The 26,354-nt window shown below is 68.3% G+C and carries 25 protein-coding genes and 1 tRNA gene; 4 read left to right on the top strand and 22 right to left on the bottom strand.

What is annotated here, in order from left to right:
• Window positions 1-65: 65 nt before the first annotated feature.
• From EYW49_RS12395 to EYW49_RS12325, 15 genes are all read right to left on the bottom strand, one after another.
• Complete coding sequence (locus EYW49_RS12395) at window positions 66-1,583, bottom strand: NADH-quinone oxidoreductase subunit M (RefSeq protein WP_131309898.1); 1,518 nt, start codon at window positions 1,581-1,583, stop codon at window positions 66-68.
• Complete coding sequence (gene nuoL, locus EYW49_RS12390) at window positions 1,583-3,670, bottom strand: NADH-quinone oxidoreductase subunit L (protein WP_131310004.1); 2,088 nt, start codon at window positions 3,668-3,670, stop codon at window positions 1,583-1,585. The genes EYW49_RS12395 and nuoL overlap by 1 nt, the downstream gene beginning before the upstream one ends.
• Window positions 3,671-3,675: 5 nt before the next feature.
• Window positions 3,676-3,984 (bottom strand): NADH-quinone oxidoreductase subunit NuoK, encoded by a 309-nt coding sequence (nuoK, locus tag EYW49_RS12385; protein WP_131309897.1) that lies wholly within the window; start codon window positions 3,982-3,984, stop codon window positions 3,676-3,678.
• 65 nt (window positions 3,985-4,049) lie between these two features.
• Complete coding sequence (locus EYW49_RS12380) at window positions 4,050-4,658, bottom strand: NADH-quinone oxidoreductase subunit J (RefSeq protein ID WP_131309896.1); 609 nt, start codon at window positions 4,656-4,658, stop codon at window positions 4,050-4,052.
• Between the two features lie 62 nt (window positions 4,659-4,720).
• Entirely contained in the window at window positions 4,721-5,209 is a 489-nt protein-coding gene (gene nuoI / locus EYW49_RS12375) for an NADH-quinone oxidoreductase subunit NuoI (protein WP_131309895.1), read from the bottom strand.
• 115 nt (window positions 5,210-5,324) lie between these two features.
• Window positions 5,325-6,377, bottom strand: coding sequence for an NADH-quinone oxidoreductase subunit NuoH (gene nuoH, locus EYW49_RS12370; protein WP_131309894.1), 1,053 nt, complete (start codon window positions 6,375-6,377; stop codon window positions 5,325-5,327).
• A gap of 13 nt (window positions 6,378-6,390) precedes the next feature.
• Complete coding sequence (gene nuoG, locus EYW49_RS12365; protein ID WP_131309893.1) at window positions 6,391-8,484, bottom strand: NADH-quinone oxidoreductase subunit NuoG; 2,094 nt, start codon at window positions 8,482-8,484, stop codon at window positions 6,391-6,393.
• Between the two features lie 10 nt (window positions 8,485-8,494).
• Window positions 8,495-9,784: an NADH-quinone oxidoreductase subunit NuoF gene (gene nuoF, locus EYW49_RS12360; RefSeq protein ID WP_131309892.1), complete on the bottom strand. Its 1,290-nt coding sequence runs from the start codon at window positions 9,782-9,784 to the stop codon at window positions 8,495-8,497.
• A 5-nt stretch (window positions 9,785-9,789) separates the two neighbouring features.
• Complete coding sequence (gene nuoE, locus EYW49_RS12355) at window positions 9,790-10,461, bottom strand: NADH-quinone oxidoreductase subunit NuoE (protein WP_131309891.1); 672 nt, start codon at window positions 10,459-10,461, stop codon at window positions 9,790-9,792.
• Window positions 10,458-10,718, bottom strand: coding sequence for a hypothetical protein (locus tag EYW49_RS12350; RefSeq protein WP_131309890.1), 261 nt, complete (start codon window positions 10,716-10,718; stop codon window positions 10,458-10,460). Before EYW49_RS12350 ends, nuoE begins: the two co-directional genes overlap by 4 nt.
• A gap of 73 nt (window positions 10,719-10,791) precedes the next feature.
• Window positions 10,792-11,073 carry a hypothetical protein gene (locus EYW49_RS12345; protein ID WP_131309889.1) on the bottom strand — a complete coding sequence of 94 codons (282 nt, stop codon included), beginning with the start codon at window positions 11,071-11,073 and terminating at the stop codon, window positions 10,792-10,794.
• Window positions 11,070-12,263: an NADH-quinone oxidoreductase subunit D gene (locus EYW49_RS12340; protein ID WP_131309888.1), complete on the bottom strand. Its 1,194-nt coding sequence runs from the start codon at window positions 12,261-12,263 to the stop codon at window positions 11,070-11,072. The genes EYW49_RS12345 and EYW49_RS12340 overlap by 4 nt, the downstream gene beginning before the upstream one ends.
• A gap of 212 nt (window positions 12,264-12,475) precedes the next feature.
• Entirely contained in the window at window positions 12,476-13,081 is a 606-nt protein-coding gene (locus EYW49_RS12335) for an NADH-quinone oxidoreductase subunit C (protein ID WP_131309887.1), read from the bottom strand.
• Between the two features lie 101 nt (window positions 13,082-13,182).
• A complete protein-coding gene (locus EYW49_RS12330; RefSeq protein ID WP_131309886.1) occupies window positions 13,183-13,764 on the bottom strand; it encodes a NuoB/complex I 20 kDa subunit family protein in 582 nt (193 codons plus the stop codon).
• Entirely contained in the window at window positions 13,755-14,120 is a 366-nt protein-coding gene (locus EYW49_RS12325; protein ID WP_131309885.1) for an NADH-quinone oxidoreductase subunit A, read from the bottom strand. Before EYW49_RS12325 ends, EYW49_RS12330 begins: the two co-directional genes overlap by 10 nt.
• Before the next feature lie 627 nt (window positions 14,121-14,747).
• Between EYW49_RS12325 and EYW49_RS12320 the strand changes: the two genes are divergently transcribed.
• Window positions 14,748-14,824 (top strand) — tRNA-Asp (locus EYW49_RS12320).
• A gap of 113 nt (window positions 14,825-14,937) precedes the next feature.
• On the opposite strand, the gene EYW49_RS12315 is transcribed toward EYW49_RS12320, so the two are convergent.
• Entirely contained in the window at window positions 14,938-15,705 is a 768-nt protein-coding gene (locus tag EYW49_RS12315) for a sulfite exporter TauE/SafE family protein (protein ID WP_131309884.1), read from the bottom strand.
• A gap of 487 nt (window positions 15,706-16,192) precedes the next feature.
• Here EYW49_RS12315 and EYW49_RS12310 point away from each other — a divergent pair, with 487 nt between their 5' ends.
• Window positions 16,193-16,357 (top strand): DUF1127 domain-containing protein, encoded by a 165-nt coding sequence (locus EYW49_RS12310; protein WP_131309883.1) that lies wholly within the window; start codon window positions 16,193-16,195, stop codon window positions 16,355-16,357.
• Window positions 16,358-16,550: 193 nt separating this feature from the next.
• The gene (locus tag EYW49_RS12305; protein WP_131309882.1) at window positions 16,551-17,312 is read left to right on the top strand and encodes a class II glutamine amidotransferase; all 762 of its coding nucleotides are present in this window, start codon (window positions 16,551-16,553) and stop codon (window positions 17,310-17,312) included.
• 22 nt (window positions 17,313-17,334) lie between these two features.
• On the opposite strand, the gene EYW49_RS12300 is transcribed toward EYW49_RS12305, so the two are convergent.
• The 5 genes from EYW49_RS12300 to EYW49_RS12280 form a co-directional block, all read right to left on the bottom strand.
• Window positions 17,335-18,705 carry an aspartate aminotransferase family protein gene (locus EYW49_RS12300; protein WP_131309881.1) on the bottom strand — a complete coding sequence of 457 codons (1,371 nt, stop codon included), beginning with the start codon at window positions 18,703-18,705 and terminating at the stop codon, window positions 17,335-17,337.
• 156 nt (window positions 18,706-18,861) lie between these two features.
• Window positions 18,862-19,995 carry an ABC transporter permease gene (locus EYW49_RS12295; RefSeq protein ID WP_131309880.1) on the bottom strand — a complete coding sequence of 378 codons (1,134 nt, stop codon included), beginning with the start codon at window positions 19,993-19,995 and terminating at the stop codon, window positions 18,862-18,864.
• Window positions 19,992-20,936 carry an ABC transporter ATP-binding protein gene (locus EYW49_RS12290; protein WP_131309879.1) on the bottom strand — a complete coding sequence of 315 codons (945 nt, stop codon included), beginning with the start codon at window positions 20,934-20,936 and terminating at the stop codon, window positions 19,992-19,994. The genes EYW49_RS12295 and EYW49_RS12290 overlap by 4 nt, the downstream gene beginning before the upstream one ends.
• On the bottom strand, window positions 20,933-21,883 hold the full coding sequence (locus EYW49_RS12285) for an HlyD family secretion protein (RefSeq protein WP_131310003.1): 951 nt from the start codon (window positions 21,881-21,883) through the stop codon (window positions 20,933-20,935). The genes EYW49_RS12290 and EYW49_RS12285 overlap by 4 nt, the downstream gene beginning before the upstream one ends.
• Window positions 21,883-22,677, bottom strand: a complete 795-nt coding sequence (locus tag EYW49_RS12280; RefSeq protein WP_131309878.1) for a CerR family C-terminal domain-containing protein — start codon at window positions 22,675-22,677, stop codon at window positions 21,883-21,885. Before EYW49_RS12280 ends, EYW49_RS12285 begins: the two co-directional genes overlap by 1 nt.
• 240 nt (window positions 22,678-22,917) lie before the next feature.
• On the opposite strand from EYW49_RS12280, the gene EYW49_RS12275 reads away from it, so the two are divergent.
• Entirely contained in the window at window positions 22,918-23,361 is a 444-nt protein-coding gene (locus EYW49_RS12275; protein WP_131309877.1) for an ArsC/Spx/MgsR family protein, read from the top strand.
• Here EYW49_RS12275 and EYW49_RS12270 read toward each other — a convergent pair.
• Window positions 23,351-26,354, bottom strand: a 3,004-nt coding sequence (locus EYW49_RS12270) for a YhdP family protein (protein ID WP_131309876.1), incomplete at its 5' end; no start/stop codon positions are given. The genes EYW49_RS12275 and EYW49_RS12270 overlap by 11 nt on opposite strands.

Below are 26,354 nucleotides of genomic sequence, written 5' to 3'. Positions count from 1 at the left end.
CCCTCGGTTCCGTTCTCACCCCTCCCCGCAGCGACCCGAAGGCCGCGCGGCGAAGGGTCGTCGGCTCAGTTGGCGCCGACCACGAGGGCGAGCTTCGCCCCCGCGGCGATCGCCGCCTGCGCCTTGGTCACCAGCGCCTGGACCGACGCTTCGGACGCGTTCAGGATCGGCGTCGGGTAGACGCCGTAGAAGATCGTCACCAGCACCAGGGGGATCAGGACGATCCGCTCGCGCCAGTCGAGATCGAGGATGCCGGCCAGCGACGGCTTGTCGAGCTTGCCGTTCATCACCCGGGCGAGCAGCCACAGGGCATAGCAGGCCGAGAGGATGACGCCGGTCGCCGCGAAGAACGCGACCCAGGTGTTGGCGCGATAGGCGCCGAGCAGGGTCAGGAACTCGCCGACGAAGCCGGAGGTGCCGGGCAGGCCGACATTGGCCATGGTGAACACCATGAAGGCCACGGCGTACCAGGGCATGCGGTTGACGAGCCCGCCGTAGGTGGCGATCTCGCGGCTGTGCATGCGGTCGTAGATCACCCCGACGCAGAGGAACAGCGCCGCCGAGACGAAGCCGTGGCTGACCATCTGGAACACCGCGCCCTGCACGCCGGCGGCGTTCATCGAGAAGATGCCCATGGTCACGAAGCCCATGTGGGCGACCGACGAATAGGCGATCAGCTTCTTCATGTCCTCCTGCGCCAGCGCCACCAGCGAGGTGTAGATGATGGCGACGATCGACAGGGTGAACACGAAGGGCGCGAAGTGCTCGGAGGCCAGAGGGAACATCGGCAGCGAGAAGCGCAGGAAGCCGTACCCGCCCATCTTCAAGAGGATGCCCGCCAGGATCACCGAACCGGCGGTCGGCGCTTCGACGTGAGCGTCGGGCAACCAGGTGTGGACCGGCCACATCGGCATCTTCACCGCGAAGGAGGCGAAGAAGGCCAGCCACGCCCAGGTCTGCAGGGTCCCCGGGAAGTCGTGGGTGAGCAGCACCGGGATGTCCGACGTGCCGGCCTGCCAGTACATGGCGAGCATGGCGATCAGCATCAGCACCGAGCCGAGCAGGGTGTAGAGGAAGAACTTGATCGACGCATAGACCCGCCGCGGTCCGCCCCACACGCCGATGATGATGAACATCGGGATCAGGCCGGCCTCGAAGAACACGTAGAACAGCATCAGATCGAGCGCCGTGAAGACGCCGATCATCAGCGTCTCCAGGATCAGGAAGGCGATCATGTATTCCTTGACGCGGTTCTGGATGCTCTCCCAGCTCGCCAGGATGCAGAACGGCATCAGGAACGCGGTCAGGATCACGAAGGCGACGGAAATGCCGTCGACGCCGACGTGGTAGGTGAACAGGCCCTTCAGCCACTCGGCCTTCTCTTCGAGCTGGAAGCCGGCGTTCGACGGATCGAAGCGCGCCCAGACCAGCAGCGAGAGCAGGAAGGTGACCACCGTGGTCAGCAGGGTGATGCGGCGGATGTTGCGCTTGGCGACGTCGTCGTCGCCGCGCACCAGCCCGAGGAACACCGCGCCGACCAGCGGCAGGAAGGTGACGATCGTGAGTAACGGCCAGTTGCCCATCACCGAACTCCCCCGAACATCACCATGGTCGCCAGCAGCGCCACGCCGATCAGCATGGCGAAGGCGTAGTGGTAGAGATATCCCGACTGCAGCGCCACGACCCGGCCGGTGATCTGCACCACCCGCGCCGACACGCCGTCCGGACCGAAGCCGTCGATCACCCGCCCGTCGCCCTCTTTCCACAGGAAGCGACCGAAGGCCTTGGCGGGCTTCACGAACAGGAAGTCGTAGAGCTCGTCGAAGTACCACTTGTTGAGCAGGAAGCGGTAGAGACCGGGCTGGCTGGCGGCGAGCTGCCCCGGCAGTTCCGGCTTGGCGACGTAGAACACGTAGGCCGTGCCGAGGCCGAGCAGCATCGCCACGAAGGGCGCGAACTTCACCGCCACCGGCACGTGATGCATGTGCTCGAGCACATGGTTGCCGCCGGACGTGAAGATCGACCCCTTCCAGAACTCGCCGTAGCCGTGGCCGATGAACACGCTCGAGAACACCATGCCGGCGATCACGGCGCCGAGCGCCAGGACCATCAGCGGCACGGTCATTACCGAGGGGCTCTCGTGGACGTGATCCATGACGTCCTTCGGCGCGCGCGGTGCGCCCCAGAAGGTCAGGAAGATCAGCCGCCAGGAGTAGAACGAGGTGAACAGCGCGGCGATCACCAGGAGGCCGAAGGCGAGGCTGGCGAAGATGTTGTCACCGACATAGGCCGCTTCGATGATCGCGTCCTTGGAGTTGTAGCCGGCGAAGCCGATCTCGGTCATCGGCAGGCCGACGCCGGTCAGCGCCAGCGTGCCGATGATCATCAGCGCGTAGGTCAGTTTGATGTGGGGGCCGAGGCCGCCCATCTTGCGCATGTCCTGTTCGCCCGACACGGCGTGGATCACCGAGCCGGCGCCGAGGAACAGCAGCGCCTTGAAGAAGGCGTGGGTGAACAGGTGGAAGATGCCGGGGCCGTAGGCGCCGACGCCGAGCGCCACGAACATGTAGCCGAGCTGCGAGCAGGTCGAATAGGCGATCACCCGCTTGATGTCGTTCTGGACCAGACCGACGGTCGCCGCGAAGAAGGCGGTGACGGCGCCGACCAGAGTGACCACGGCGAGCGCCGCGGGGGCCTGTTCGAACAGCGGCGACAGGCGCGCCACCATGAACACGCCGGCGGTGACCATGGTCGCGGCATGGATCAGGGCCGAGACCGGGGTCGGGCCTTCCATCGCGTCGGGCAGCCAGGTGTGGAGCAGGAACTGCGCCGACTTGCCCATCGCGCCGAGGAACAGCAGCAGGCACAGCGTCGTCATGGCATCGACGTGACCGCCGAGGAAGACGATCTCCTTGCCCTTCATCGTGCCGACGGAGGCGAAGATGGTGTCGAGATCGATCGATCCGAACAGCCAGAACACCCCGAAGATGCCGAGAATGAAGCCGAAGTCGCCGACCCGGTTGACCACGAAGGCCTTGATCGCCGCGGCGTTGGCCGAGGGCTTCTGGAACCAGAAGCCGATCAGCAGATAGGAGGCGAGACCGACGCCTTCCCAGCCGAAGAACATCTGCACCAGATTGTCGGCGGTCACCAGCATCAGCATGGCGAAGGTGAACAGCGACAGATAGGCGAAGAAGCGCGGCCGGTCGGGATCGTGGCTCATGTAGCCGATCGAATAGACGTGGACCAGCGCCGACACGGTGGTCACCACCACCAGCATCACCGCGGTCAGGGTGTCGATGCGCAGCGACCAGTCGACGTTCAGGCCGGCGGTGTGGATCCACGGCAGGACGGCGATCTTGACCGTCGCGGCATGTTCGGCGAGGCCGATCTGCACGAAGGCGACCCAGGACAGGAGCGCGGCGATCAGCAGGAAGCCGGAGGTCACCAGTTCGGCCGGACGCGCGAAGGGGGCCTCGCGGTGATCGGCGTCGTGACCGTGGCCGTGGTCGTCGGAATGGGCGTCGGACGCATGGGCGTGGGCGTCGGCGCCATGGTCGCCGTGTCCGCCCGACGCGGCGCCCACGGGCGCGGCCGGATACGGAAACAGCGTCATCGCGGCCGCGATCAGGAAGCCCAGCAGGGGGAGGAAGACGATCGCCGTGAACATGACGCTCACCCCTTCATCACGTTGACGTCTTCCACCGCGATGGAACCGCGGTTGCGGAAGAACACGACCAGGATGGCCAGGCCGATGGCGGATTCTGCGGCGGCGACGGTCAACACCAGGAGCGCGAACACCTGACCGACCATGTCACCCATCGCGGTCGAGAAGGCCACGAGGTTGATGTTGACGGCGAGGAGGATCAGCTCGACCGACATCAGGATGATGATGACGTTCTTCCTGTTGAGGAAGATGCCGAACACCCCCAGCGTGAACAGGATCGCGGCCACCGACAGGTAGTGCGACAAGCCGATTACCATGGACTTCCCCCGTCTTGTCCGAGGCGCGATGCCCCTGCCCGTCCGGCTCGCGCCGGTCCTGGACCTCAGATGCCCTTGCCCGTCTCCACCGAGACGAATTCGATCGACGTCGCCGGTCCGCGCGCGACCTGGTCGGCGACGTTCTGGCGCTTGACGAACGGCTTGTGCCTGAGCGTCAGGACGATCGCGCCGATCATCGCCACCAGGAGGACGAGACCCGCCGCCTGGAAGAAGAACACGTATTTGGTGTAGAGCAGCGCGCCGATCGCCGCCACGTTGGTCGAAGCCGCCGCGACCGGCGAGGCGCCCTTGCCGATCAGCGTCGGGTCGAGCACCCAACCGCCGACCACCATCAGCATCTCGACCAGCAGCAGCCCGCCGATCACCGTGCCGATCGGCAGATAATCGAGGCCGCCGCGGCGCAGCTCGGCGAAATCGACGTCGAGCATCATCACCACGAACAGGAACAGCACGGCGACCGCGCCGACGTAGACCACGACCAGCAGCATGGCCAGGAACTCGGCGCCCATCAGTACGAACAGACCCGCCGCATTGAAGAAGGCGAGGATCAGGAACAGCACCGAATGGACCGGGTTGCGGGCCGACACCACCGCGAAGGCCGAGCCGACCAACACCGCCGCGAAGATATAGAAGAATATGGCTTGCACGATCATCGGTCATCCCCGATCGCCCGCTCCCCCGATGCTCTCGCGTCGGCGGAAGGGCGCCTTAGTCGTCAGCGGTAGGGCGCGTCCAGGCGGATGTTGCGGGCGAGCTCGCGTTCCCAGCGTTCGCCGTTGGCCAAGAGCTTGGCCTTGTCGTAGAACAGTTCTTCGCGCGTCTCGGTGGCGAACTCGAAGTTCGGTCCCTCGACGATGGCATCGACCGGGCAGGCTTCCTGGCAGAAGCCGCAGTAGATGCACTTGACCATGTCGATGTCGTAACGGGTGGTGCGCCGCGTCTGATCGTTGCCGCGCGGTGCCGCCTCGATGGTGATCGCCTGGGCCGGACAGATCGCCTCGCACAGCTTGCAGGCGATGCAGCGCTCTTCCCCGTTGGGATAGCGACGCAGCGCATGTTCGCCGCGGAAACGCGGGCTCTGCGGTCCCTTCTCGAAGGGATAGTTGAGGGTCGCCTTGGGCGCGAAGAAGTAGCGCATCGACAGGAAGAACGCCGATACGAACTCCTTCAGGAACAAGGACTTCGCCGCCCGATCGAGTGTCATCTTGGTCTACCCGCCCTCGAAGGACCCCGCTGGCGCGAGGTCGGTTCCGTCGTCTGCCCCGGCCCGGGAAGCGCGCCGTCGATCGCGCCGCGCCGCAGGATCCGAGGCACGCCGCTCACGGCGCCCACCCCGTCACCTTCAACACACCCGCGACCACCACCACCATGCCCAGCGAGATCGGCAGGAACACCTTCCACCCGAGTCGCATCAGCTGGTCGTAGCGATAGCGCGGCACCATCGCCTTCGCCATGGCCACCATGAAGAACACCAGCAGTGCCTTCAACGTGAACCACACGATTCCCGGCACCCAGGTGAAGGGTGCGAAATCGAACGGCGGCAGCCATCCACCCATGAACAGGATCGTCGCCATCGAACACTGCAGCGCGATCGCCACATATTCCGACAGCATGAACATGACATAGGGCGTCGAGCCGTATTCGACCATGAAGCCGGCGACCAGTTCGGATTCCGCTTCCGCCAGATCGAACGGCGGACGATTGGTCTCCGCCAGCGCCGAGATGAAGAAGATCACGAACATCGGGAACAGCGGCAGCCAGTACCAGTTCAGGAAGGCCAGCCACGGCACCCCGAGCGACGTCGCCAGCCCGTGATGGGCCTGAGCCTTGACGATGTCGGAGAGGTTCAGCGAGCCGGCGCAGAGCAGCACGGTGATGATCACGAAGCCGATCGAGACCTCGTAGCTGACCATCTGGGCCGCGGCGCGCAGGGCCGACAGGAAGGGATATTTCGAGTTCGACGCCCAACCGCCCATGATCGTGCCGTACACGCCGAGCGACGAGATCGCCATGATGTAGAGCACGCCGACGTTGATGTCGGAGATCACCCAGCCGCTGGCCACCGGGATCACCGCCCAGGCGGAGATCGCCACGGTGACGCTGAGCAGCGGCGCCAGGAGGAAGATCACCTTGTCGGCCGAGGCCGGGATCACCGCTTCCTTCAGCGCGAACTTGATGAAGTCGGCGAAAGACTGGAACAGGCCCCAGGGTCCGACCACGTTCGGCCCGCGGCGCATCTGCACCGCCGCCCAGATCTTGCGGTCGGCATAGAGGATGTAGGCGATGATGATCAGCAGCACGACCATCATCAGCAGCGACTCCGCCACGATGATGATGAGAGGCCAGAGATAGTCGGCCCAGAAAACGGACATCACGCTCTCCCCCTCATTCCGCTGCCGCCGCCAGCCGCGACGAGCGCAGCTGCGAGCACCGGGCCAGTACCTTCGACGCCCGGGTCATCGGGTTGGTCAGATAGAAGTCCCCGATCGGGCTGACGAAGGCCGCGTGATCGGCCGCCCCCGCGAGGCCGGCGAGTGCGACGACGTCTTCATGGCGGCCGGGGGCGGTCTCGTCGACCCCGGCGAAAGTGGGATGCGCGGCGTGGAGCGCGGCGCGCAGTTCCGTCAGGCTGTCGAAGGGCAGCGTCGCCCCGACCAGCGCCGAGAGCGCGCGCAGGATCGCCCAGTCCTCGCGGGCGTCGCCGACGGGGAAGACCGCACGATCGGCGACCTGGACCCGGCCTTCGGTGTTGACGAAGGTGCCGCTCTTTTCCGTGTAGGCCGCCCCCGGCAGGATCACCGAGGCAACGGAGGCCCCCTTGTCGCCGTGGGTGCCGACATAGACCACGAAGGTCGAACCGAGCCGCGAGGTGTCGATCTCGTCGGCGCCGAACAGGATCAGCGTGTCGATCTCGCCCTTTTCGGCGGCGGCGAGGATCGCGGCGGTCGAGCGACCACCCTCCCCCGGGACCACGCCGAGATCGAGCGCCGCGACGCGGCTGGCCGCGGTGTGGAGCACCGAGAAGCCGTTCCAGTCGGGTCCGACCGCGCCGACGTCGACCGCGAGCTTGGCCACCGTGCCGAGGATCGCCGCGCCGTCGGGACGGGTGGTGACGGCGTTGCCGACCAGGATCAGCGGCCGCTTGGCACCCTTCAGGACCTCGAGGAAGCCGTTCTCGCCGGAGGCGAGACGGGCGAGCGAGTCCGGCCCGGCGCCGAGATAGTTGTAGGCATAGGTCAGGTCGGCCTCGTCGCCGATCACCCCGATCGGGAACCCGCCCTTGCGCCAGCGCTTGCGGATCCGGGCGTTGAGCACCGGCGCCTCGAGCCGCGGGTCGGAACCGACGATCAGCAGTGCATCGGCGCTCTCGATACCGGCGACCGTGGCGTTGAAGCGATAGGCGGCCGCCCCCCAGGCGGGATCGATCACCGAACCGTCGGCGCGGGCGTCGACGTCGGCGATGCCGAGGTTGGTGGCGAGCGTTTTGATCGCGAACAGCTCTTCGGCAGTGGCGAAGTCGCCGACGAGGATCGCCGTCTTCTTCGGCGCGGCCTTGATCCGGGCGGCGACGACCCCGAGAGCCTCGGGCCAGGTGGCGGGCTTGAGCTTGCCGGCGGTGCGCACATAGGGCCGATCGAGACGCTGGACCTTGAGCCCGTCGACCACATGGCGGGTCTTGTCGGAGATCCACTCCTCGTTCACGTCCTCGTTCAGACGCGGCAGGATGCGCAGCACCTCACGCCCGCGGCTGTCGACGCGGATGTTGGAGCCGAGGGCGTCCATCACGTCGATCGATTCGGTCTTGGTCAGTTCCCAGGGCCGCGCCTTGAATTCGTAGGGCAAGGAGGTCAGGGCGCCGACCGGGCACAGGTCGACGACGTTGCCCTGGAGCTCCGAGGTCATCGCGGTTTCGAGATAGGTGGTGATCTCGACGTCTTCGCCGCGCGAGATCAGCCCGAGATCGCCGACGCCGGCGACTTCCGCGGTGAAGCGGACGCAGCGCGTGCACTGGATGCAGCGGGTCATCACCGTCTTGACCAGCGGGCCGATGTACTTGTCTTCGACGGCGCGCTTGTTCTCGGAAAAGCGCGAGGCGTCGACGCCATAGGCCATCGACTGGTCCTGCAGATCGCATTCGCCGCCCTGATCGCAGATCGGGCAGTCGAGCGGATGGTTGATCAACAGGAATTCCATCACGCCCTCACGGGCGCGCTTGACCATCGGCGTGGTCGTGAACACTTCCGGCGGCTCGCCGTTGGGGCCGGGGCGCAGGTCCTTGACCGACATGGCGCAGGAGGCCTGCGGCTTCGGCGGACCGCCCTTCACCTCGACCAGGCACATGCGGCAGTTGCCGGCGACCGACAGGCGTTCGTGGAAGCAGAAGCGCGGCACCTCGGCGCCGGCCGCCTCGCAGGCCTGGAGCAGGCTCGCTTCCGGTGCGACGTCGATCTCTCTGCCGTCGATCTTGATCTTGGCCATGCCGTGCCCCTCACTCCGCCGCAGCACGGGCACCGGACGCCTTGTAGGCATCGATGCGCGCTTCGATCACGGGTCGGAAATGCTTGATCAGTCCCTGGATCGGCCACGCCGCCGCGTCGCCGAGCGCGCAGATGGTGTGGCCTTCGATCTGTTTGGTCACCTGGAACAGCATGTCGATCTCGGCCTTCTCGGCCCGACCTTCGACCAGCCGTTCCATCACCCGCCACATCCAGCCGGTGCCTTCGCGGCACGGCGTGCACTGGCCGCAGCTCTCGTGCTTGTAGAAGGCCGAGAGCCGGGCGATCGCCCGCACGATGTCGGTCGACTTGTCCATGACGATCACCGCCGCGGTGCCGAGTGAGGAGCCGACGGTCCTGAGACCATCGAAGTCCATCGGCGCGTCGACGATGTCGGCCGCCGGCACCACCGGCACCGACGAGCCGCCGGGGATCACGGCGAGCAGATTGTCCCAGCCGCCGCGGATGCCGCCGCAGTGCTTGTCGATCAGCTCGCGGAACGGCACGCCCATTTCTTCTTCGAAGGTCGCCGGTTTGTTGACGTGGCCGGAGACGCAGAACAGCTTGGTGCCGGTGTTGTTGGCGCGGCCGAGGCCGGCGAACCAGGCGCCGCCGCGGCGCAGGATGGTCGGCGCGGCGGCGATCGATTCGACGTTGTTGACGGTGGTCGGGCAGCCCCACAGACCGACATTGGCCGGGAACGGCGGCTTCAGCCGCGGCTGGCCCTTCTTGCCTTCGAGGCTCTCGAGCAGCGCGGTCTCTTCGCCACAGATGTAGGCGCCGGCACCGTGATGGACGTAGAGATCGAAGGGATAGCCGTGGATGTTGTCCTTGCCGATCAGACGGGCCTCGTAGGCCTCGTCGATCGCCCGCTGCAGCGCCTCGCGCTCGCGGATGAACTCGCCGCGGACGTAGATGTAGGCGACGTTGGCGCCCATCGCGAAGGAGGCGAGGAAGCAGCCTTCGACCAGATGATGGGGATCGTTCCTGAGGATCTCGCGATCCTTGCAGGTGCCGGGCTCGGATTCGTCGGCGTTGACCACCAGATAATGCGGCCGGCCGTCGTTGACCTTGGGCATGAACGACCACTTCAGGCCGGTCGGGAAGCCGGCGCCGCCGCGGCCGCGCAGGCCCGAGGCCTTCATCTGGTCGATGATCCAGTCGCGACCCTGATCGATGATCGCCTTGGTGCCGTCCCACAGCCCGCGCGCCTGCGCGCCCTTCAGGCTCTTGTCCCGAAAGCCGTAGAGGTTGGTGAAGATGCGGTCCTTGTCGTGGAGCATGGCGTTCACCCGTTGGTCGGCGTGGCGTCGGACGACGTCAGGATGTTGACGCGAAAGGACCCGTCGTCGAGGCCGGGATCGAGGAGCGTGGTTGCGCCGCCCTCGGCCTCGCCGCCGATGCGGCCGTTCTGCGGACCCGACTTCGGCGTCTCGCCGCGGCCATAGGCGTCGAGCACCGCGGTGAAGGTCTCGGCGGTCAGGTCTTCGAAGGTGTCCGCGCCGACCGCGATCATCGGCGCGTTGACGCAGGCGCCGAGGCACTCGACCTCTTCCCACGAGAACTTGCCGTCGGCCGACAGTTCGTGGGCGTGATGGGCGATGCGGTTCTTGCAGATCTTGATGATCTCGTCGGAGCCGCGCAGCATGCACGGCGTGGTGCCGCAGACCTGGATGTGGGCGACAGAGCCCACCGGCGCGAGCTGGAACTGGGTGTAGAAGGTCGCGACCTCGAGGACGCGGATCAGCTTCATGCCGAGGCGCTGGGCGACCCACTCGATCGCCGCCTTGGACACCCAGCCCTCTTGTTCCTGCGCACGCATCAGGAAGGGAATCACGGCCGAGGCCTGCTTCCCGGCCGGGAACTTGGCGATCACCGTGGCCGCCCAGGACTCGTTGTCGGGCGAAAACGCGAAGGAGGCCGGTTGGACCTCGGGGGCGGCGAGCCTGCGGACGCTCATGAAATCCTCGGCGGCTGATCGTTCATGTTCCAGATCGACTCGAAACAGGCCCCACACATCACTTCGAGGGCATGCGGCCGTTGCGTATCGTCTTCCGTCGCCTGCCGACAGTCGTCACACAGGGCGCACGGAATCTCGCGATCGTCCTCGAACCAGTGGAAGCCGGGCGATTCGCCGTGCACCAGCGTGGCCTTGACGGCCGTGCAGGCGATGGCGACGCGCTGGGCGCCGTGGTTGGGACAGTCGAACTCCTTCATCGCGGGCCCTCGGCGGCGCGCGCGGCGGCGGTGGAGACGAACATCGGATGCGTCATCGGTCGATCTCCCTTCCTCAGTCGAGCGGCAGACAGGGCTGCGCGGTGGGTTTGGCCTTGGCCTCGCCGTAGAGTTCGGCGCGGACGTCGGACAGGACGCAGGCATAGACCTTGGCGTCCTTGCGCAGGATCAGCACCACCTCGCCGGCCCGACCGTTCGGCGACGCCGCCGCGACGGTGAACCCGTCGCCGAGCAGGCCGGCGATCGGCGTGGCCCCGGGACCCGACAGGGCCTGCGCAGCGCAGGCGCCGGCCGAACCGATCAGGGCGAGGGTGAGCGCGAACCCGCGGATCCTCATCGATCGACGTCTCCGAACACGATGTCGATGGAGCCGAGCACCGCCGACACGTCGGCGAGCAGGTGATGGCGGCAGAGATGATCCATCGCCTGGAGATGGGCGAAACCGGGTGCCCGGATCTTGCAGCGATAGGGCTTGTTGGTGCCGTCGGCGACCAGATAGACGCCGAACTCGCCCTTGGGCGCCTCGACCGCGGCATAGACTTCGCCGGCGGGGACGTGGAAGCCTTCGGTGAACAGCTTGAAGTGATGGATCAGTGCCTCCATCGAGCGCTTCATCTCGGAGCGCTTGGGCGGCACCACCTTGTGGGTGGTCGCCGACACCGGCCCGATCCGCTCGCGCCCGAGCAGCCGCTCGACGCACTGCTTCATGATCCGCGTCGACTGGCGCATCTCGTACATGCGGATCAGGTAGCGGTCGTAGCAGTCGCCGTTCTTGCCGATCGCGATGTCGAAATCCATCTCGTCGTAGCACTCGTAGGGCTGCGACTTGCGCAGATCCCACTTGGCGCCCGAGCCACGCACCATCACGCCGGAGAAGCCCCAGTTCCAGGCGTCCTCGAGCGTCACCACGCCGATGTCGACGTTGCGCTGCTTGAAGATACGGTTCTCGGTCAACAGCCCTTCGAGATCGTCGAGGACCTTCGGGAAGGTCTGGCAGAAGGTGCCGATGTCCTCGACCAACTGGTCGGAAATGTCCTGGTGGACGCCGCCGACCCGGAAATAGTTGGCGTGCATGCGGGCGCCGCAGGCGCGCTCGTAGAAGATCATCAGCTTCTCGCGCTCTTCGTAACCCCACAGCGGCGGGGTGAGCGCGCCGACGTCGAGCGCCTGCGAGGTGACGTTGAGGAGATGCGACAGGAGACGGCCGATCTCGCAATAGAGCACGCGGATCAACTGGCCACGCTTCGGCACGGTGATGCCGAGCAGCTTCTCGACCGCCAGCGCGAAGGCGTGTTCCTGATTCATCGGCGCGCAGTAGTCGAGCCGGTCGAAATAGGGCGTCGCCTGGGCGTAGGTCTTGGTCTCGATCAGCTTCTCGGTGCCGCGATGGAGGAGCCCGATATGGGGATCGACCCGGGTCACGACTTCGCCGTCGAGCTCCAGCACCAGGCGCAGCACGCCGTGGGCAGACGGGTGCTGCGGACCGAAGTTGATGTTGAAGTTGCGTACGGTCGCTTCGGCGCCCATCGCGGTCCCTCGATCCTTCGCCCTCCCCGTCACACGAGGAGTGTTCCGACCCTGGCGGCCGATCGCTCGGCCACCGACCCGATCGCCCCGGCGCCGTCACGGCATCGGGTCGACCCTTCGTTTCGGCTCCCTCGGTCTCGAAGCGACCGATCGCGGAGCGGCACAGGTTGGGCGAGGCCGGACCCGAGGTCCGTCGCCGCCCGTCCGGCGCCTCAGTTGGTCTTCGCCTTCTCGTCGCCGGGCAGGACGGCGTCCGGCCCTTCCCAGGGGCTGAGGAAGTCGAAGTTGCGGAATTCCTGGACGAGCTTGACCGGCTCGTAGATCACCCGCTTCTCGACTTCGTCGTAGCGAACCTCGACGAAACCGGTGGTCGGGAAGTCCTTGCGCAGCGGATGGCCGTCGAAGCCGTAGTCGGTGAGGATCCGGCGCAGGTCGTGGTGCCCGGTGAACAGGATGCCGAACAGATCGTAGGCCTCGCGTTCGAACCAGTCGGCGCCGTGATAGAGCGCGGTCGCCGAGGGCACCGGCGTCACTTCGTCGGTCTGGACGCGGATGCGGACGCGTTCGTTCAGGGTCGGCGAGAGCAGGTGATAGACCACGTCGAAGCGCTTCTCGCGGGCCGGATAGTCGGCGCCGCAGACGTCGGTGAAGGAGACGAAGCGCAGGGCGCCGTCGTCGCGCAGCAGGGCGAGCACGTCGATCAGGGTCTCGGGCGTCGCCTCGAGCGTCACCATGTCGACGCCGATCGACCAGCCGGAGAGCTTGTCGCCGAGCTTGGCCGCGATCGACTCGCCGAGGGATTGCAGCGTGTGAGCCATGGGCGTCCTCGACCCTTTCCCGAAGGCACCGCGGACCGCGGCACCGTTGATCCGTTCCCGTCAGGCCCCCGCCCGTCGGGCGAGCCGGCCGTCCGGCGACGTCAGCGTTCGATGGTCCCGGTGCGGCGGATCTTCTTCTGGAGCAGAAGAACGCCGTAGAGCAGCGCCTCGGCGGTGGGCGGGCAGCCCGGCACGTAGATGTCGACCGGGACGACCCGGTCGCAGCCGCGCACCACCGAATAGGAGAAGTGATAGTAGCCACCGCCGTTGGCGCAGCTGCCCATCGAGATGACGTAGCGCGGCTCCGGCATCTGGTCGTAGACCTTGCGCATCGCCGGGGCCATCTTGTTGGTCAAGGTGCCGGCGACGATCATCACGTCCGACTGGCGCGGGGAGGCGCGCGGCGCGAAGCCGAAGCGCTCGCAGTCGTAACGCGGCATGGCCATCTGGATCATCTCGACCGCGCAGCAGGCGAGACCGAAGGTCATCCACATCAGCGAACCGGTGCGGGCCCAGGTGATCAGCTCGTCGGTGGCGGTGACGATGAAACCCTTGTCGGCCAACTGTTCGTTGACCTCCAGGAAAAACGGGTCGTTCGCACCGACCGGCTTGCCGGTGTTCGGATCGATCACGCCGCGCGGGGCGGTGGCGACGAGCGGACCGGGTTGCGGGATCAATCCCATTCCAGAGCTCCCTTCTTCCACTCGTAGACGAAGCCGACGGTGAGGACACCGAGGAAGATCATCATCGACCAGAAGCCGAACCAGCCGATCGTCCCGAAGGCGACCGCCCACGGGAACAGGAAGGCCACTTCGAGATCGAAGATGATGAACAGGATCGACACCAGATAGAAGCGCACGTCGAACTTCATGCGGGCGTCGTCGAAGGCGTTGAAGCCGCACTCGTAGGCGGACAGCTTTTCCGGGTCGGGGCTCTTGTAGGCGACCAGGAACGGCGCCACGAGAAGCACGATCCCGATCACCGCCGCCAGGGCGATGAACACGATGATCGGCAGATATTCGCTGAGCAAGCCGTGCATGGCGACCTCGTTCTCATCTCCGCCCCGGCGAGAGCCGTGGGCGGCCCCAGCAGGGCCCGTGCGAACCCGTCCCGATCGGTACCGCAGTCCGGTCCCGCGCCCCCCGGCCGCAGGACGACGGGAGCCCCCGGCGCCGCGACGACGACACGCGCTGCGTCGGTTCGTCACCGTGGCACGCTTAGCTCAGCCCATCCCCCGACGCAAGCATCTCGGTTCGGTCTTTGGTCGGTGTGGACACATCCGGCGACCTGTCCATCCGCTTCGTACAGAAGCCGTTTTTCGTTTTCATCAGAGAAATTCCAATGAATCCCCGGACCTCGCGCGGATCTCATCGATTCGACGGCGGACCGGTCGCGACACGCGGTTCGCCCGGTGCGCGACACCGGGGCGAAACCGCTTCGCGCTACGACGTAGGCCGGATGGCCCCCGTGGTCGCCCGTCCGACAGCGCGGCGGGGCGGCCGGCGGCCACGGATCGCCCGATCGGGGGTGCGAGCGCCTCGGGGTTTTCCACAGGGGGGGACCGCCCCGACCGGTTCATCGTTCCGCGATGTGCTTGACAGGCCTCGCCTCGCACCTTAAACGACCCTCCATCGCCGACGGGGTTCGCTCCGGACGCGGCACCCGCGGGGGTGTAGCTCAGTTGGTTAGAGTGCCGGCCTGTCACGCCGGAGGTCGCGGGTTCGAGCCCCGTCACTCCCGCCACTTCTTCTCTCCAGAAGAAGTGTGAAACGAAAGACCCACGAAAAGCCGCTCGGCACCATGCCGCAGCGGCTTTCGTCGTTCTAGCGGTCCTCTTCCCTGCCCTGCGGCGCCCCTCAGCTCGGGGCCAGGAACACCGCCGACATCACCCCGCCCCAGGTCAGGATCAGGCCGCGCAACAGGCGCCGGTCGATCCTGAGCGCCAGCGTCGCGCCGAGCCAGCCGCCGAGCAGCGTGCCCGCGACCATCACCAGGGCCCAGGGCCACACGACCGCGTCCGCCGCCACGAACAGCGCCACCGAGGCGCCGGTCATGGTCATGCCGAGGACGATCTTGAGGCCGTTGGCGAGTCGCAGGTCGTCGATGCCGAAGGTGGCGAAGGCCGCGACCATGGCGACGCCGCCGCACGGGTTGAAATAGCCGGTCGCCACCGACACCGCGAAGAGGACGACACCGCGCCAGCCGGCGAGATCGGCGGTGCGGTCGAGACCCCAAGCGCCGTCGCGGCGCAGGGCGCGATCGACCCAGGGCGACACGAGGAAGCACAGGGTGGCGATCAGAATCAGCCAGGGCAGCAACCCCGCCAGCAACGGCGCCGGGGTGGTCAGCATCAATCCGCCGCCGATCAGACCGCCGACCGCCGAGATCACCGCCATGTGGGCGACGGCGCGGCGGTGGGGCCGCAGCATGCCGCGATAGCGCAGGGCGCCGCCCATCAGGCCGGTCCAGGCGGCGACCGCGTTGGTGGCGTTGGCGGCAGCCGGCGGCAGGCCGAGCGCCAGGAGAATCGGCAAGGTGACCAGCGAGCCGCCACCGGCCAGGGCATTGATCGCCCCGGCGGCGATCGCCCCGGAAAACAGCACCGCGAGATGGACCCAGAGCATGGCGTCGCCTCCGCCGCGCGAGGCCCGGCGCCTCGCTCCGACGAACAGGATCTCCCGGCTCGGCGGCGAAAGGCTTCCTGATTCGACCGCCGTCTACGCAATTTCCGCTAGGTTCTTCCGGGTGAGGCGCATCTTCGGCAAATTTCATCCGATCGGGCGCGCGTATCGACCGCGTCGAAGCGGCGATCTCTCGCGCCATCGGCATCGATTGCACTTTGATGTTGCGCCGCATCGCTGCGTCGAACGCCGCCGCGACCGCCGTCCGGATTCGCCCGCACCGGGACAAATCCCAATCGGTTCCACACGATGGCCGGAAGACCCCTGACCTCGCGTCGTGCCCGTCTTAGACTTTAGTCATGCTACCTTGGCATGACAGAACACCGAGATCCGCTCTACCGGCATGTTGCGGCGCGAAGTATGTTTCCTGCCAGAAATTGCAATCGAGACAAGAACTGCTGGCGGGTCACCCCGCCGAAAGGAGCCTCCCATGTCCGTCGCCCGTGTCGCCGAATCGATCGCCCGCAGCTGGACCCGTTTCCGTCTGATTCGCGAGACCGTCGCCGAGCTGCAGCTGCTCGACGATCGTGAACTCGCCGATCTCGGCATCGACCGCTACGACATCCCGCGGGTCGCCCGCGAAGCGGTGAACTGAAACCGCCGGCGCGCGGTCTCGCGCGCCCGCTCGGACGACGCCTCCGGCCGCCGGAGCCCCGTCGTCCGCGCATCGATATTCCGCCTCTGCGGCGAACTACGCAAAGGCGTTGCTGGTCGAGACGTCGGTCTTTGGGTGAGTTAGTGTCGGGCCGGTGGCCCGCCCTCCCCTCGACCGAACGGACTGCGATCCGATGTGCGAACTCCTCGGCATGAGCGCCAATGTGCCGACCGACATCCGCTTCTCCTTCGCGGGTCTCGCGCGGCGCGGCGGCGACACCGGTCCGCACAGCGACGGCTGGGGCATCGCCTTCTACGAAGGCCGCGGCTGCCGCACCTTCCACGATCCCGAACCCAGCGCCCGCTCCGACCTCGCCCGCCTGCTGCGGGCCTATCCGATTCGCTCGCGGGTGGTGGTGGCGCACGTGCGCCGCGCCAATCGCGGCGCGGTGTCGCTGGAGAACACCCATCCCTTCACCCGCGAATTGTGGGGCCGGTCGTGGAGCTTCGCCCACAACGGCCAGCTCAAGGGCGTCAAGAAGCTGCCGCTCGGGCGCTTCCGGCCGATCGGCACCACCGACAGCGAACATGCCTTCTGCTGGATCCTCGGCACCATCGCCGACCGCTGGACCGCCCTGCCGCCGCCGCGCCGCCTCGACGCGGCCCTGCCCGACCTGTTCGCGCGTCTGGCCGACCTCGGGGTGTTCAACGTCCTGATGAGCGACGGCCGCTCGCTCTATGCCCATTGCGGCAAGCGCCTGTCGGCGATCACCCGACGCGCGCCCTTCGGCCGTGCCACCCTGATCGACGACGATCTCGCCGTCGACTTCTCCGCCGAGACCACCCCGAACGACGTCGTCACGGTGATCGCCACCCGGCCGCTGACCCGCGACGAGGCCTGGGCCGATCTGCCGATCGGCGAGACGCTGGCGCTGCGCGACGGCGAACGGCACTGAGCCCGCCGCCGTCGCCGCTCCCTCACAAGCCCAGGCGGACCTTGGCCTCGTCGACGCTGGCCGCGAAGACCGCGACCATCTCGTCGACTTGGAGCTCGGTGATGATCATCGGCGGGCAGAAGGCGATCGCCTCGCCCATCGCCCGACTGATCACCCCCTTGTCCTGCATGATTCCCGCGACCATCCCGCCGAGCCGGCCGGGCACGTCGAGCGCCGTCTTGGCCGGCTTGTCGATCACCAGCTCGGCTGCGGCGATCAATCCGACGCCGCGGATCTCGCCGATCATCGGATGGCCGGCGAGCGCATCGAGCCGGGCGCGCAGATGGGCGCCGACCCGCCGGACGTTGCCGATCAGATCACGCTCCTCGATGATCGCCAGATTCTCCAGGGCCACCGCGGCGGCGACCGGATGGCCCGAGGCGGTGAAGCCGTGGCCGAAGGTGCCGATCCGCTTGCTCTCGTCGGCGATCGGGCCGTAGACGCGCTCGTTGATCAGGATCGCCGAGATCGGCAGATAGGACGAGGACAGCTGCTTGGACACCACGATCACGTCGGGGTTCATGCCGTAGGTGGTCGAGCCGAACCAGTTGCCGGTGCGGCCGAAGCCGCAGATCACTTCGTCGGCGACCAGCAGCACGCCGTATTTCTGCAGCACCGTCTGGATCTTCGGCCAATAGGTCGCCGGCGGCACGATCACGCCGCCGGCCCCCATCACCGGCTCGGCCCAGAAGGCCGCGACGGTCTCCGGACCCTCGGCGAGAATCAGCGCCTCGAGCTCGTCGGCGCAGCGCGTCGCGAAGGCCTCCTCGGTCTCGCCGGGCAGGGCTTCGCGCCACCAGTGCGGCGACATCGTGTGGCGGATGCCGGCGATCGGCAGATCGAACGAGCGGTGGTTGTTGGGCAGACCGGTCAGGCTCGCCGAGGCCAGGGTCACGCCATGGTAGCCCTTGGCGCGGGCGATGAAGGTCTTGCGCGCCGGCTCGCCCAGCGCGTTCGAGCGGTAGCGCAGCAGCTTCATCACCGTGTCGTTGGCTTCCGACCCGGAATTGGTGAAGTGGACCTTGGACATCGGCACCGGTGCGAGGCCGATCAGGCGCTCGGCGAGGTCGATCACCGGGCCCTGCGCCTTGTGGCCGAAGGTATGGTAGAATGGCAGTCGGCTCATCTGCTTGGTCGCGGCGGCGACGAGGCGCGGCTCGGAGAAGCCCACGCCGACGCTCCACAGCCCGGCCATCGCCTCCAGATAGCGTTTGCCGTGGATGTCGAAGACGTGGACGCCCTCGCCGCGGTCGATCACCAACGGTCCGACCTCTTCGTGGCGACGGGCGTCGGTGTAGCCGTGGAGATGATGGGCGACGTCACGGGCTTCGGGCGAATTGGGACTGTGGGTCACGGGCAACGACTCCTCGACGGGCTCCCGAGCGAGCACCGGACGTCGTCCGGGGTCGCGCCGGGGCGCGAGGGCGAGCCTACGCCACGTCAAGGCGGCGCGCATCCGTTCGATCGCTGCGGCAGCGATGCAGATGTGCAGGGGGAACGGCGGCGGCGCTCAGTCGAGGGTGCGGCGGAAGCGGGCGAGCGCGATGCCGCCATAGGCGAGGATGAACACCGCCAGCATCGCCATCTCCCAGGCGATCGCCGGCATCTCGGCGCCCTTCAGCATCACCGCCCGGACGATGCGCAGGAAATGGGTGAGCGGGAAACATTCGCCGATCGCCTGGGCCCAGTCGGGCATGCCGGCGAAGGGGAACATGAAGCCCGACAGCATCAGCGACGGCAGGAAGAAGAAGAAGGTCAACTGCATCGCCTGCATCTGGGTGCGGGCGAACGTCGAGATGAAATAGCCCATCAGCACCAACGACAGCACGAAGGTCAGCACCGCCGAGATCAGCAGGGTCAGCGAGCCGAGGAAGGGCAAGCCGAACAGGATCTTGGCGGCGGTCAGCACCACCACCACCTGGACGCCGCCGACACCCAGGAACGGCAGGATCTTGCCGAGCATGATCTCCATCGGCGTCGCCGGCATCGCCAGCAGATTTTCCATGGTGCCGCGCTCGGTCTCTCGCGTCAGCGCCATGCCGGTCATCATCACCAGGGTCATCTGCAGGATCACCCCGAGCAGGCCGGGGACGATGTTGTATTGCGAGATGCCTTCCGGGTTGTAGCGGCGGTGGACGACCACGGAGAGCATCTTGTCCTGGCGCGCCTCGACCTCGGCCTCCTGGCCCTGCTCGCGGGTCAGCGCCCGCTGGGCGACGGTGCCGAGCGTGCCGATCGCCCCCGATGCGGCGGCGGGATCGGTGGCGTCGGCCTCGATCAGGATTTCGGGATGGTCGCCGCGTTCGACCCGGGTGCCGAAGTCGGCCGGCAAGGTCACCACGAAGGCGACGGCGCCCGATTCGATCAGCAGATCGGCCTCGGCGAGGCTCGACGGCTGAGCCTCGAAGCGGAAATAGCCGGTGGTCTCCAGCGCCGTGACCACGGCGCGGGTGTAGCGATCCTGGCTGACGGCGACGATCGCCGCCGGCAGGCGCTTGGGGTCGGTGTTGATGGCGTAGCCGAACAGCAGGAGCTGCATGATCGGCACGCCGAGCATCATCGCGAAGGTGATGCGGTCGCGCCGCATCTGGACCATTTCCTTGGCGAGGATCGCCCACAGCCGCGACAGCGAGAAGTCGATCATGGCTTTGCCCTCGCCTTCGCCGCGGCGCCGTCCATGTTGTCCTCGGCGCGCGACATGAACTGGATGAACACGTCCTCGAGGCTGGTTTCGCCGCGGGTGAAGGCGACCCCGGTCTCGGCGGTCAGCGCGGCGAGCGAGGCGGTCAGCAGGCCCAGATCGGCGCCGACGACGTGCAGCGTGGTGCCGAAGGGCGCGACCTGGGAGACGCCCGGCAGCCCCGCGATGCGGGCGACCAGCTCCGGCGGGGCGTCGCGGGCGACGAAGGTCGCGAGCCCTGCCCCGGCCACCACCTCGTCGACGGTGCCGCAGGCGAGCAGTCGGCCGTAGGAGATGTAGTTGATGCGATGGCAGCGCTCGGCCTCGTCCATGTAATGGGTCGAGACCAGCACGGTCAGGCCGCCGGCGGCGAGCAGGTGGATCTCGTCCCAGAACTCGCGCCGGGCCTTGGGATCGACGCCGGCGGTCGGCTCGTCGAGCAGCAGCAGATCGGGCTCGTGCATGATGCAGGCGGCGAGCGCCACCCGCTGCTTCCAGCCGCCCGAAAGCGTGCCGGCGAGTTGCGCCCGGCGCGAGGTCAGGCCGAGGCTATCGAGGGTGCGGTCGACGTAGAGTCGGCGGGGCGAGAGCTCGTAGAGGCGGGCGACGAAGTCGAGGTTCTCCTCGATGGTCAGGTCCTCGTAGAACGAGAACTTCTGCGTCATGTAGCCGACCCGGCGCTTGATCTCGCGGCTGTCCTTCAGCACGTCGAAGCCGAGCACCGTGCCGGACCCGGCGTCGGGGGTGAGCAACCCGCAGATCATGCGGATCGTGGTGGTCTTGCCCGAGCCGTTGGGGCCGAGGAAGCCGACGATCTCGCCTTTCTCGATGGTCATCGAGACATCGTCGACGACGGTGCGGTCGCCGAAGCGCTTGGTCAGTCCTTCGACCGCGACGACGCTCACCGGCGGCCCTCCGGAACGCGCACGTCGACGATCTGGCCGGGCTGGAGCCGCGTGCCGGCGCCGATCGGCCGGGCCTCGACGAGGTGGACGAGTTTCTGGCGGGTTTCGACCGAATAGATCACCGGCGGGGTGAACTCCGGTTCGGCGGCGACATAGGTGATGCGGGCGCGCATCTCCGGGCCGCAGCCGTCGCAGCCGACGGTGATCTCGTCGCCGAGCGCAAAGCGCGAGAACAGCCGTTCGGGCACCCACAGCTTGACCTTGACCGCACCGTCGGGGAGCAGGGTCGCAACCGCCGCCTGGGGCCCGGCGACCTCGCCGGGGCGACGCACGAGGTCGGTGATGCGGCCGGCGACCTTGGCGGTCAGCGACCGCTCGGAGAGCCGCCATTCGGCGGTGGCGAGCGCCGTGCGCGCCTGGGCGACCCGGCTCTCGGAGGCGCGGATGGCGTCGTCGCGGGCCGGCAGGCGGGCGACGGCGAGATTGGCGGCGGTCTCGCGCACCCGCGCCGCGGCGACGTCGCGGGCGGTCAGCGCCTGATCGAGCTCGGCCTGGGCGGCGAAGCCGCGGTTGAACAGATCGCGGCGGCGGGCGAGCGCCCGCTCGGTGTCGGCGACCTGGGTCTCGGCCGACTGCAGGCCCGCGGCGATCACCTCGATCTCCTCGGGGCGGCGGCCGCGGCGCAGGTCGGCGAGTTCGCTCTCGGCCTGGGCGAGGCGGGCGCGAGCATCGGCGACGGCGAGGGTGGCGTCGCTCGCCTCCATGGTGGCGATCGGCGCGCCGGCCTCGACGCGGTCACCGCGCTTGACCGTGACGGCGGCGATGCGCGCCACCTCGAGCGGTGCCATCGCCACATATTCCCCTTCGACGTAGCCGTAGACCGCGACCGTGGGGGCACAGCCGGGAACCAGCGAGGCGAGGAGCGCGACCGTGCAGGCCCAGTCCATCATGATGTGCGACTCCGAGTGCGTTGCGCCGCGGCGGTGGCGTCGATGGTGGTGCGGACGACGGCGAGGATGCGCTCGACCCGATCGGCGTCGATGGTGTCCCAGGCGAGCCGGCGTAGCGCGGTGGCGCGGCCGACCCGGAAGAACATGATCTGGCCGAGGATCGCCGAGACGGTGAGGATCACCGTCTCGCTCGCCGGATCGGCGCCGACCGCCCGACCCCACAGCCGGCACATGCGTTCGTGGCGGGGGCGGATCAGCGCCTCGTAGATGATCGTGAAGGTCGGGCTCGGATCCATCTGCTCGCGCACCATGAAGCGGGCGATGGCCTCGGCCTCGGGGCGGGCGAGAAGGAAGCGGGCGAAGCCGCCGCCGATCGCCGTGAAGCGGGCGAGCGCCGCGTCGGGATCGAGCGCCTCGTCGGGACCGTCCGACGCGGTGTCGGCCAGGGCGAAGAAGCCGCCGAGGGTCGCGGCGATCAGCTCGGCACAGGCGCGATGCAGGCCGGTCTTGCCGCCGAAGTGATAGGCGATGCCGGCGACGTTGGCCCCCGCGGCGCGGGCGATGTCGCGGATCGAGGTACCGTCGAAGCCCTGGCGGCCGAACAGATCGAGCCCGGCGCGCAGCAACTGGCCGCGCGTCCCCTCCCCCGGCGACGGCGGCGGCGGATCGACCCCCGCGACGGGCGGCGCGGCGGCGGCGGGCGACGCGGGCGGGTTCACCCCGGCGTCGGTGGTGGCGGGGGCATCGGCGGCGGACGCCGCGGCGCCGGTGGGATCGTGCGGATCGGTCATGGCGCGATCCTACGCTCTTCGGAGATTCAGTCAAACGTTTGATTGAAATTTGAGAATGGCGCACCGCCGCAGGATCGGCGGTCGCCGGGACGACGTCGTCTGCCGCAGGAATCCGCGCGCTGCCGTGGAAATCGGCACGGCCGGGCCCGCGCGACGAGCTACCCTCGGTCGCGACGATCGGCGACCGACGGGCGGCAGGCCCGGACGCGGCGCGCGCGGACCGAAGACGGGGAGACGGCGATGGCGCAGGTGACCTTCTGGGAGAAGCCAGGCTGTGCCGGCAACGCCGAACAGCGCCGGCAACTCGAACGCGCCGGCCACGTCCTCGAGATCCGCAGCCTCCTCGCCGAGCCCTGGACCGCGGAGCGGCTGGCCGCATTCTTCGGCGACCGGCCGCCGGCGGCGTGGTTCAACCGCGCGAGTCCGCGGGTCAAGTCCGGCGAGATCGTCCCCGAGACCCTCGACGCCGCGGCGGCCTATGCCCTGCTCCTCGCCGACCCGCTGCTGATCCGCCGGCCGCTCCTGGAGAGCGGCGGGCGCCGGGCGGTCGGTTTCGAACGCGACGTGATCGCGCCGTGGCTCGGGCTCGCCGAGGATGCGAAGGTCTCGGAGGCCTGTGCGCGACCGCAGGCGGCCGACCCCTGCCCGCTCCCGGAAGCGGCGGGCGACGGTCTCAGGGGGTGATCTTGGTCGGCGCGTTGGGATCGCCGCGCGGCCCGGCTTCCTCGGGCTGGAACTCGAAGATCCGCCGGAAGATGCCCGGGGCGATCGCCGACAGCGGATTGATCTGCAGAATCGGATCTTCGATCGGCCCGGAGACGCGGAAGGTCACGCCGAGCAGGCCACCGTTGGAGCCGGCGCCGGTGATCGCCCCGAGGATCGGGATCTGGCCGGCGAGGTTGTTGAGGCCGAAGGCCGGGATGTAGGTCCCCGACAGGGCGATGCGCTGGCTGGCGAGGTCGAGCTGGCCGGCGGCGGTGGCGCCGACCGATTTGCCCTTGGCGATGCCTTCGGCGACGTCGATGACCCCGTCGTGCAGCGAAAAGCGTACCGAGGCGCGGTCGAAGTCGGTCGAGCGGTCGATCTCGACGCGGCGTACCGGGATCTTGCGGGTGCCGTCCGAGGCGGTCTCGGGGGCCACCGGGCGCCCGGACTTCGGCTCTTCGACCAGTTGGAAGTCGGAGATCCGCACCGTGCCGGCGGACGACCCGGGCTCCGGCAGCGACGCCTGCATGGCCAGAGTCCCGCCTTTGATGCGGTCGAACAGGTCGAGGAAGCTCAGCACCGCGCCGGCATCGTCGGAGCCGAAGACCAGCCGCCGGCCGCCGCCCTCCGGCTTCAGCGAGGCGGTCACCGAGCGCCCGCCGGAGGCCCGCGCGCTGGCCTGGAGGCTCGTCGGCACGCCGTTGCGGATCTGGCCGTCGACGCTGACGTCGCCGAGATTGGTGTCGTTGAAGCCGATCACCCGGGCGGCGCGCAGACGCAGGTTGATGTCGGGGCCGCGCTCGCCGTCAGCCGACGACCCGCCCCCCGGTTTGCGCTGGGCGAGCATCAGGCCGCGCAGGTCGAAGGAACTGGCGTCGAAGGTGACCACCAGCGTCTGCTCGCCGCTGCGCGTGACCTTGAACCGGGCGTCGTCGCCCTTGCGCAGCGCGAATTTGGTGATGTCCGCGCCGGCGAGCTTGTGCTCCTTGTCGAACTGCAGCGTTCCGCGCACCGACAGACCTTCGGATTCGATCGTCAGATTTTCGATACGGCTGCCCTTGTCGTCGTCGATCTGATCGAATGTCGCCTTGGCCGGAACGCCGCTGCCCTTGGTCCAGCCGAAGGGGGCGAGCACCAACCGGGCCGGGCCGAGGTCGGCTTCGATGTGGCGGCGGGTGTCGGTCGGCGACGGCTGCGAGACGGTCAGCGCCACCGCGCCCTGGACCAGGCCGCCGAGGTCGAGGCCCATGCGCTGGCGGGCGGCCTCGTCGAGGACCATCCGGAACTCGCGCTTTTCGCCGGTCCGCGCCGCGCCGCGCGGATCATAGAGGTCGATGTCGGTGCCGACCCCGTCGATCTGGGCCCGCCCGGTGACCTTGAGGCCGCGCGGATCGGCGACGACGCGGAACTTGCCGTCCTGGAAACGCCGGCCCTGGATCGGCTGTTGGTTGGAGAAGCGGTCGATCTGGGCGTCGACCTTCCACTCGATCGTCGCAGGATCGATGAGCTTGGTGAACACCACGTCGATCTGGGTGGAAACCGAGGCGGTGCCGGCGAGGCCCTCGGCCCGGACGCCCGACTGGTCGAGCACGAACAGCGGGTCGGCATTGGCGATCTCGGCGAGCGCCGGGACCTCGCCCGAGACCTTGGCGGTGATCGATCCCTTGGGCGGCTTGACGAAGACGTCGGGCACGAAGAAGCGCAGATTGTCGACGCTCGGGTGTTTGACCGCCCGGGTCGCCACCGCGCCGCGGTCGACCACCACCTCGAAGCGCCGTTCGGCGAGGCCGAGGCGGCCTTCGGCGCCCGCAATGGTCGGCAGAGCCCCGAAGATGCGGAACCGCACCCCGTCGAAACGCGCCGCGACCTGCACCGCGTTGGCGGGCCAAGTCTCGAACTGGTCGAAGCGCGGCATGTCGAGACGGATCGTCATGTCGGCGATCCGGCCGGCTTCGACGTTGGCGACGAACCAGCGGCGGGCGTCCGAGGCCACCCAGTGCGGCCAGGCATGAGCGACCTGGGCGACGGTGAGCGGCGAAAAGGCCAGATCCATCTTCAACTTCGGCTCGACCCCCGACACGTCGAGCCGCCCGGCGGCCTGCAGCGCCGCGGAACCGAAGCGGATGCGTCCATCGAAGAGGTCGAGGAAGCGGGTGCGCGGATCGAAGGTCGCGGCGACGTCGACGACATCGATGGGGATCGCTTCGCCCGGCACGTCGCGCGGGTGGAGGGCGCCGTGATCCAGCGCGAAGGCGAGGCCCCAGGGACCGATTCCGGCGGCGGGCGGGGTCACTCGCCCTTTGAGAGCGACGATGGTGTCGCCGACCGCCACCGACAGCTGCGGCACCTCGAAGGCGGCGGCATCGGGGCGCCACACCACCCGCGCCTGACCCTCGTCGACCAGGATCTCGTCGTCGGGTTCCTTGCCGAAGCGGAACACGCCGGCCCCGGCCTTGAGGTCGAGGTCGGCGGCGACGAGGCGGCCGGTGCGATCGTAGTCGAAGGCGACGCGCGGATAGAACGGCATGCCGAGATCGAAGCCCGGCCCGCGCGGCCCGAACAGGTCGCGATGGGTGACGTCGTCGGCGGAAAACACCAGATGGCGGCCGCCGCCGGCGGTGTCGCCGAGCGCCAGATGCAGCGACCAACGGCCGACCTCGCCGCGCGCCGACAGGTTGACGTCGAGGGCGCCGGCCGGGCCGTCGACTGCGCCCTCGGCGACGATCTCCTCGAAGAACACGTGGCGGACGGTGCCGGCGGCGTCGGCGCGCAGCACCTCGAGAGTGCCGTTGCGCAGGCCGATGGTCTCGAGGCCGGCCTCGCGCGACGCATGGACGGCGCGGTCGAGGGCGGCGCCGACCGCTTCGGCGACCGTCCGGAAGGCCCCGGCGGCCGGGCTCGGCGCAGCGGCGACCGGCGCGGCAGCCGGCGGCGGGCCGCCGAGCGGGCAGCCGGCGGCGGGCCGCCGAGCG

Source organism: Siculibacillus lacustris, from assembly GCF_004328075.1.
Taxonomy (GTDB): Bacteria; Pseudomonadota; Alphaproteobacteria; order Rhizobiales; family Ancalomicrobiaceae; genus Siculibacillus; species Siculibacillus lacustris.
This window is presented reverse-complemented; position numbering and strand designations above follow the sequence as displayed.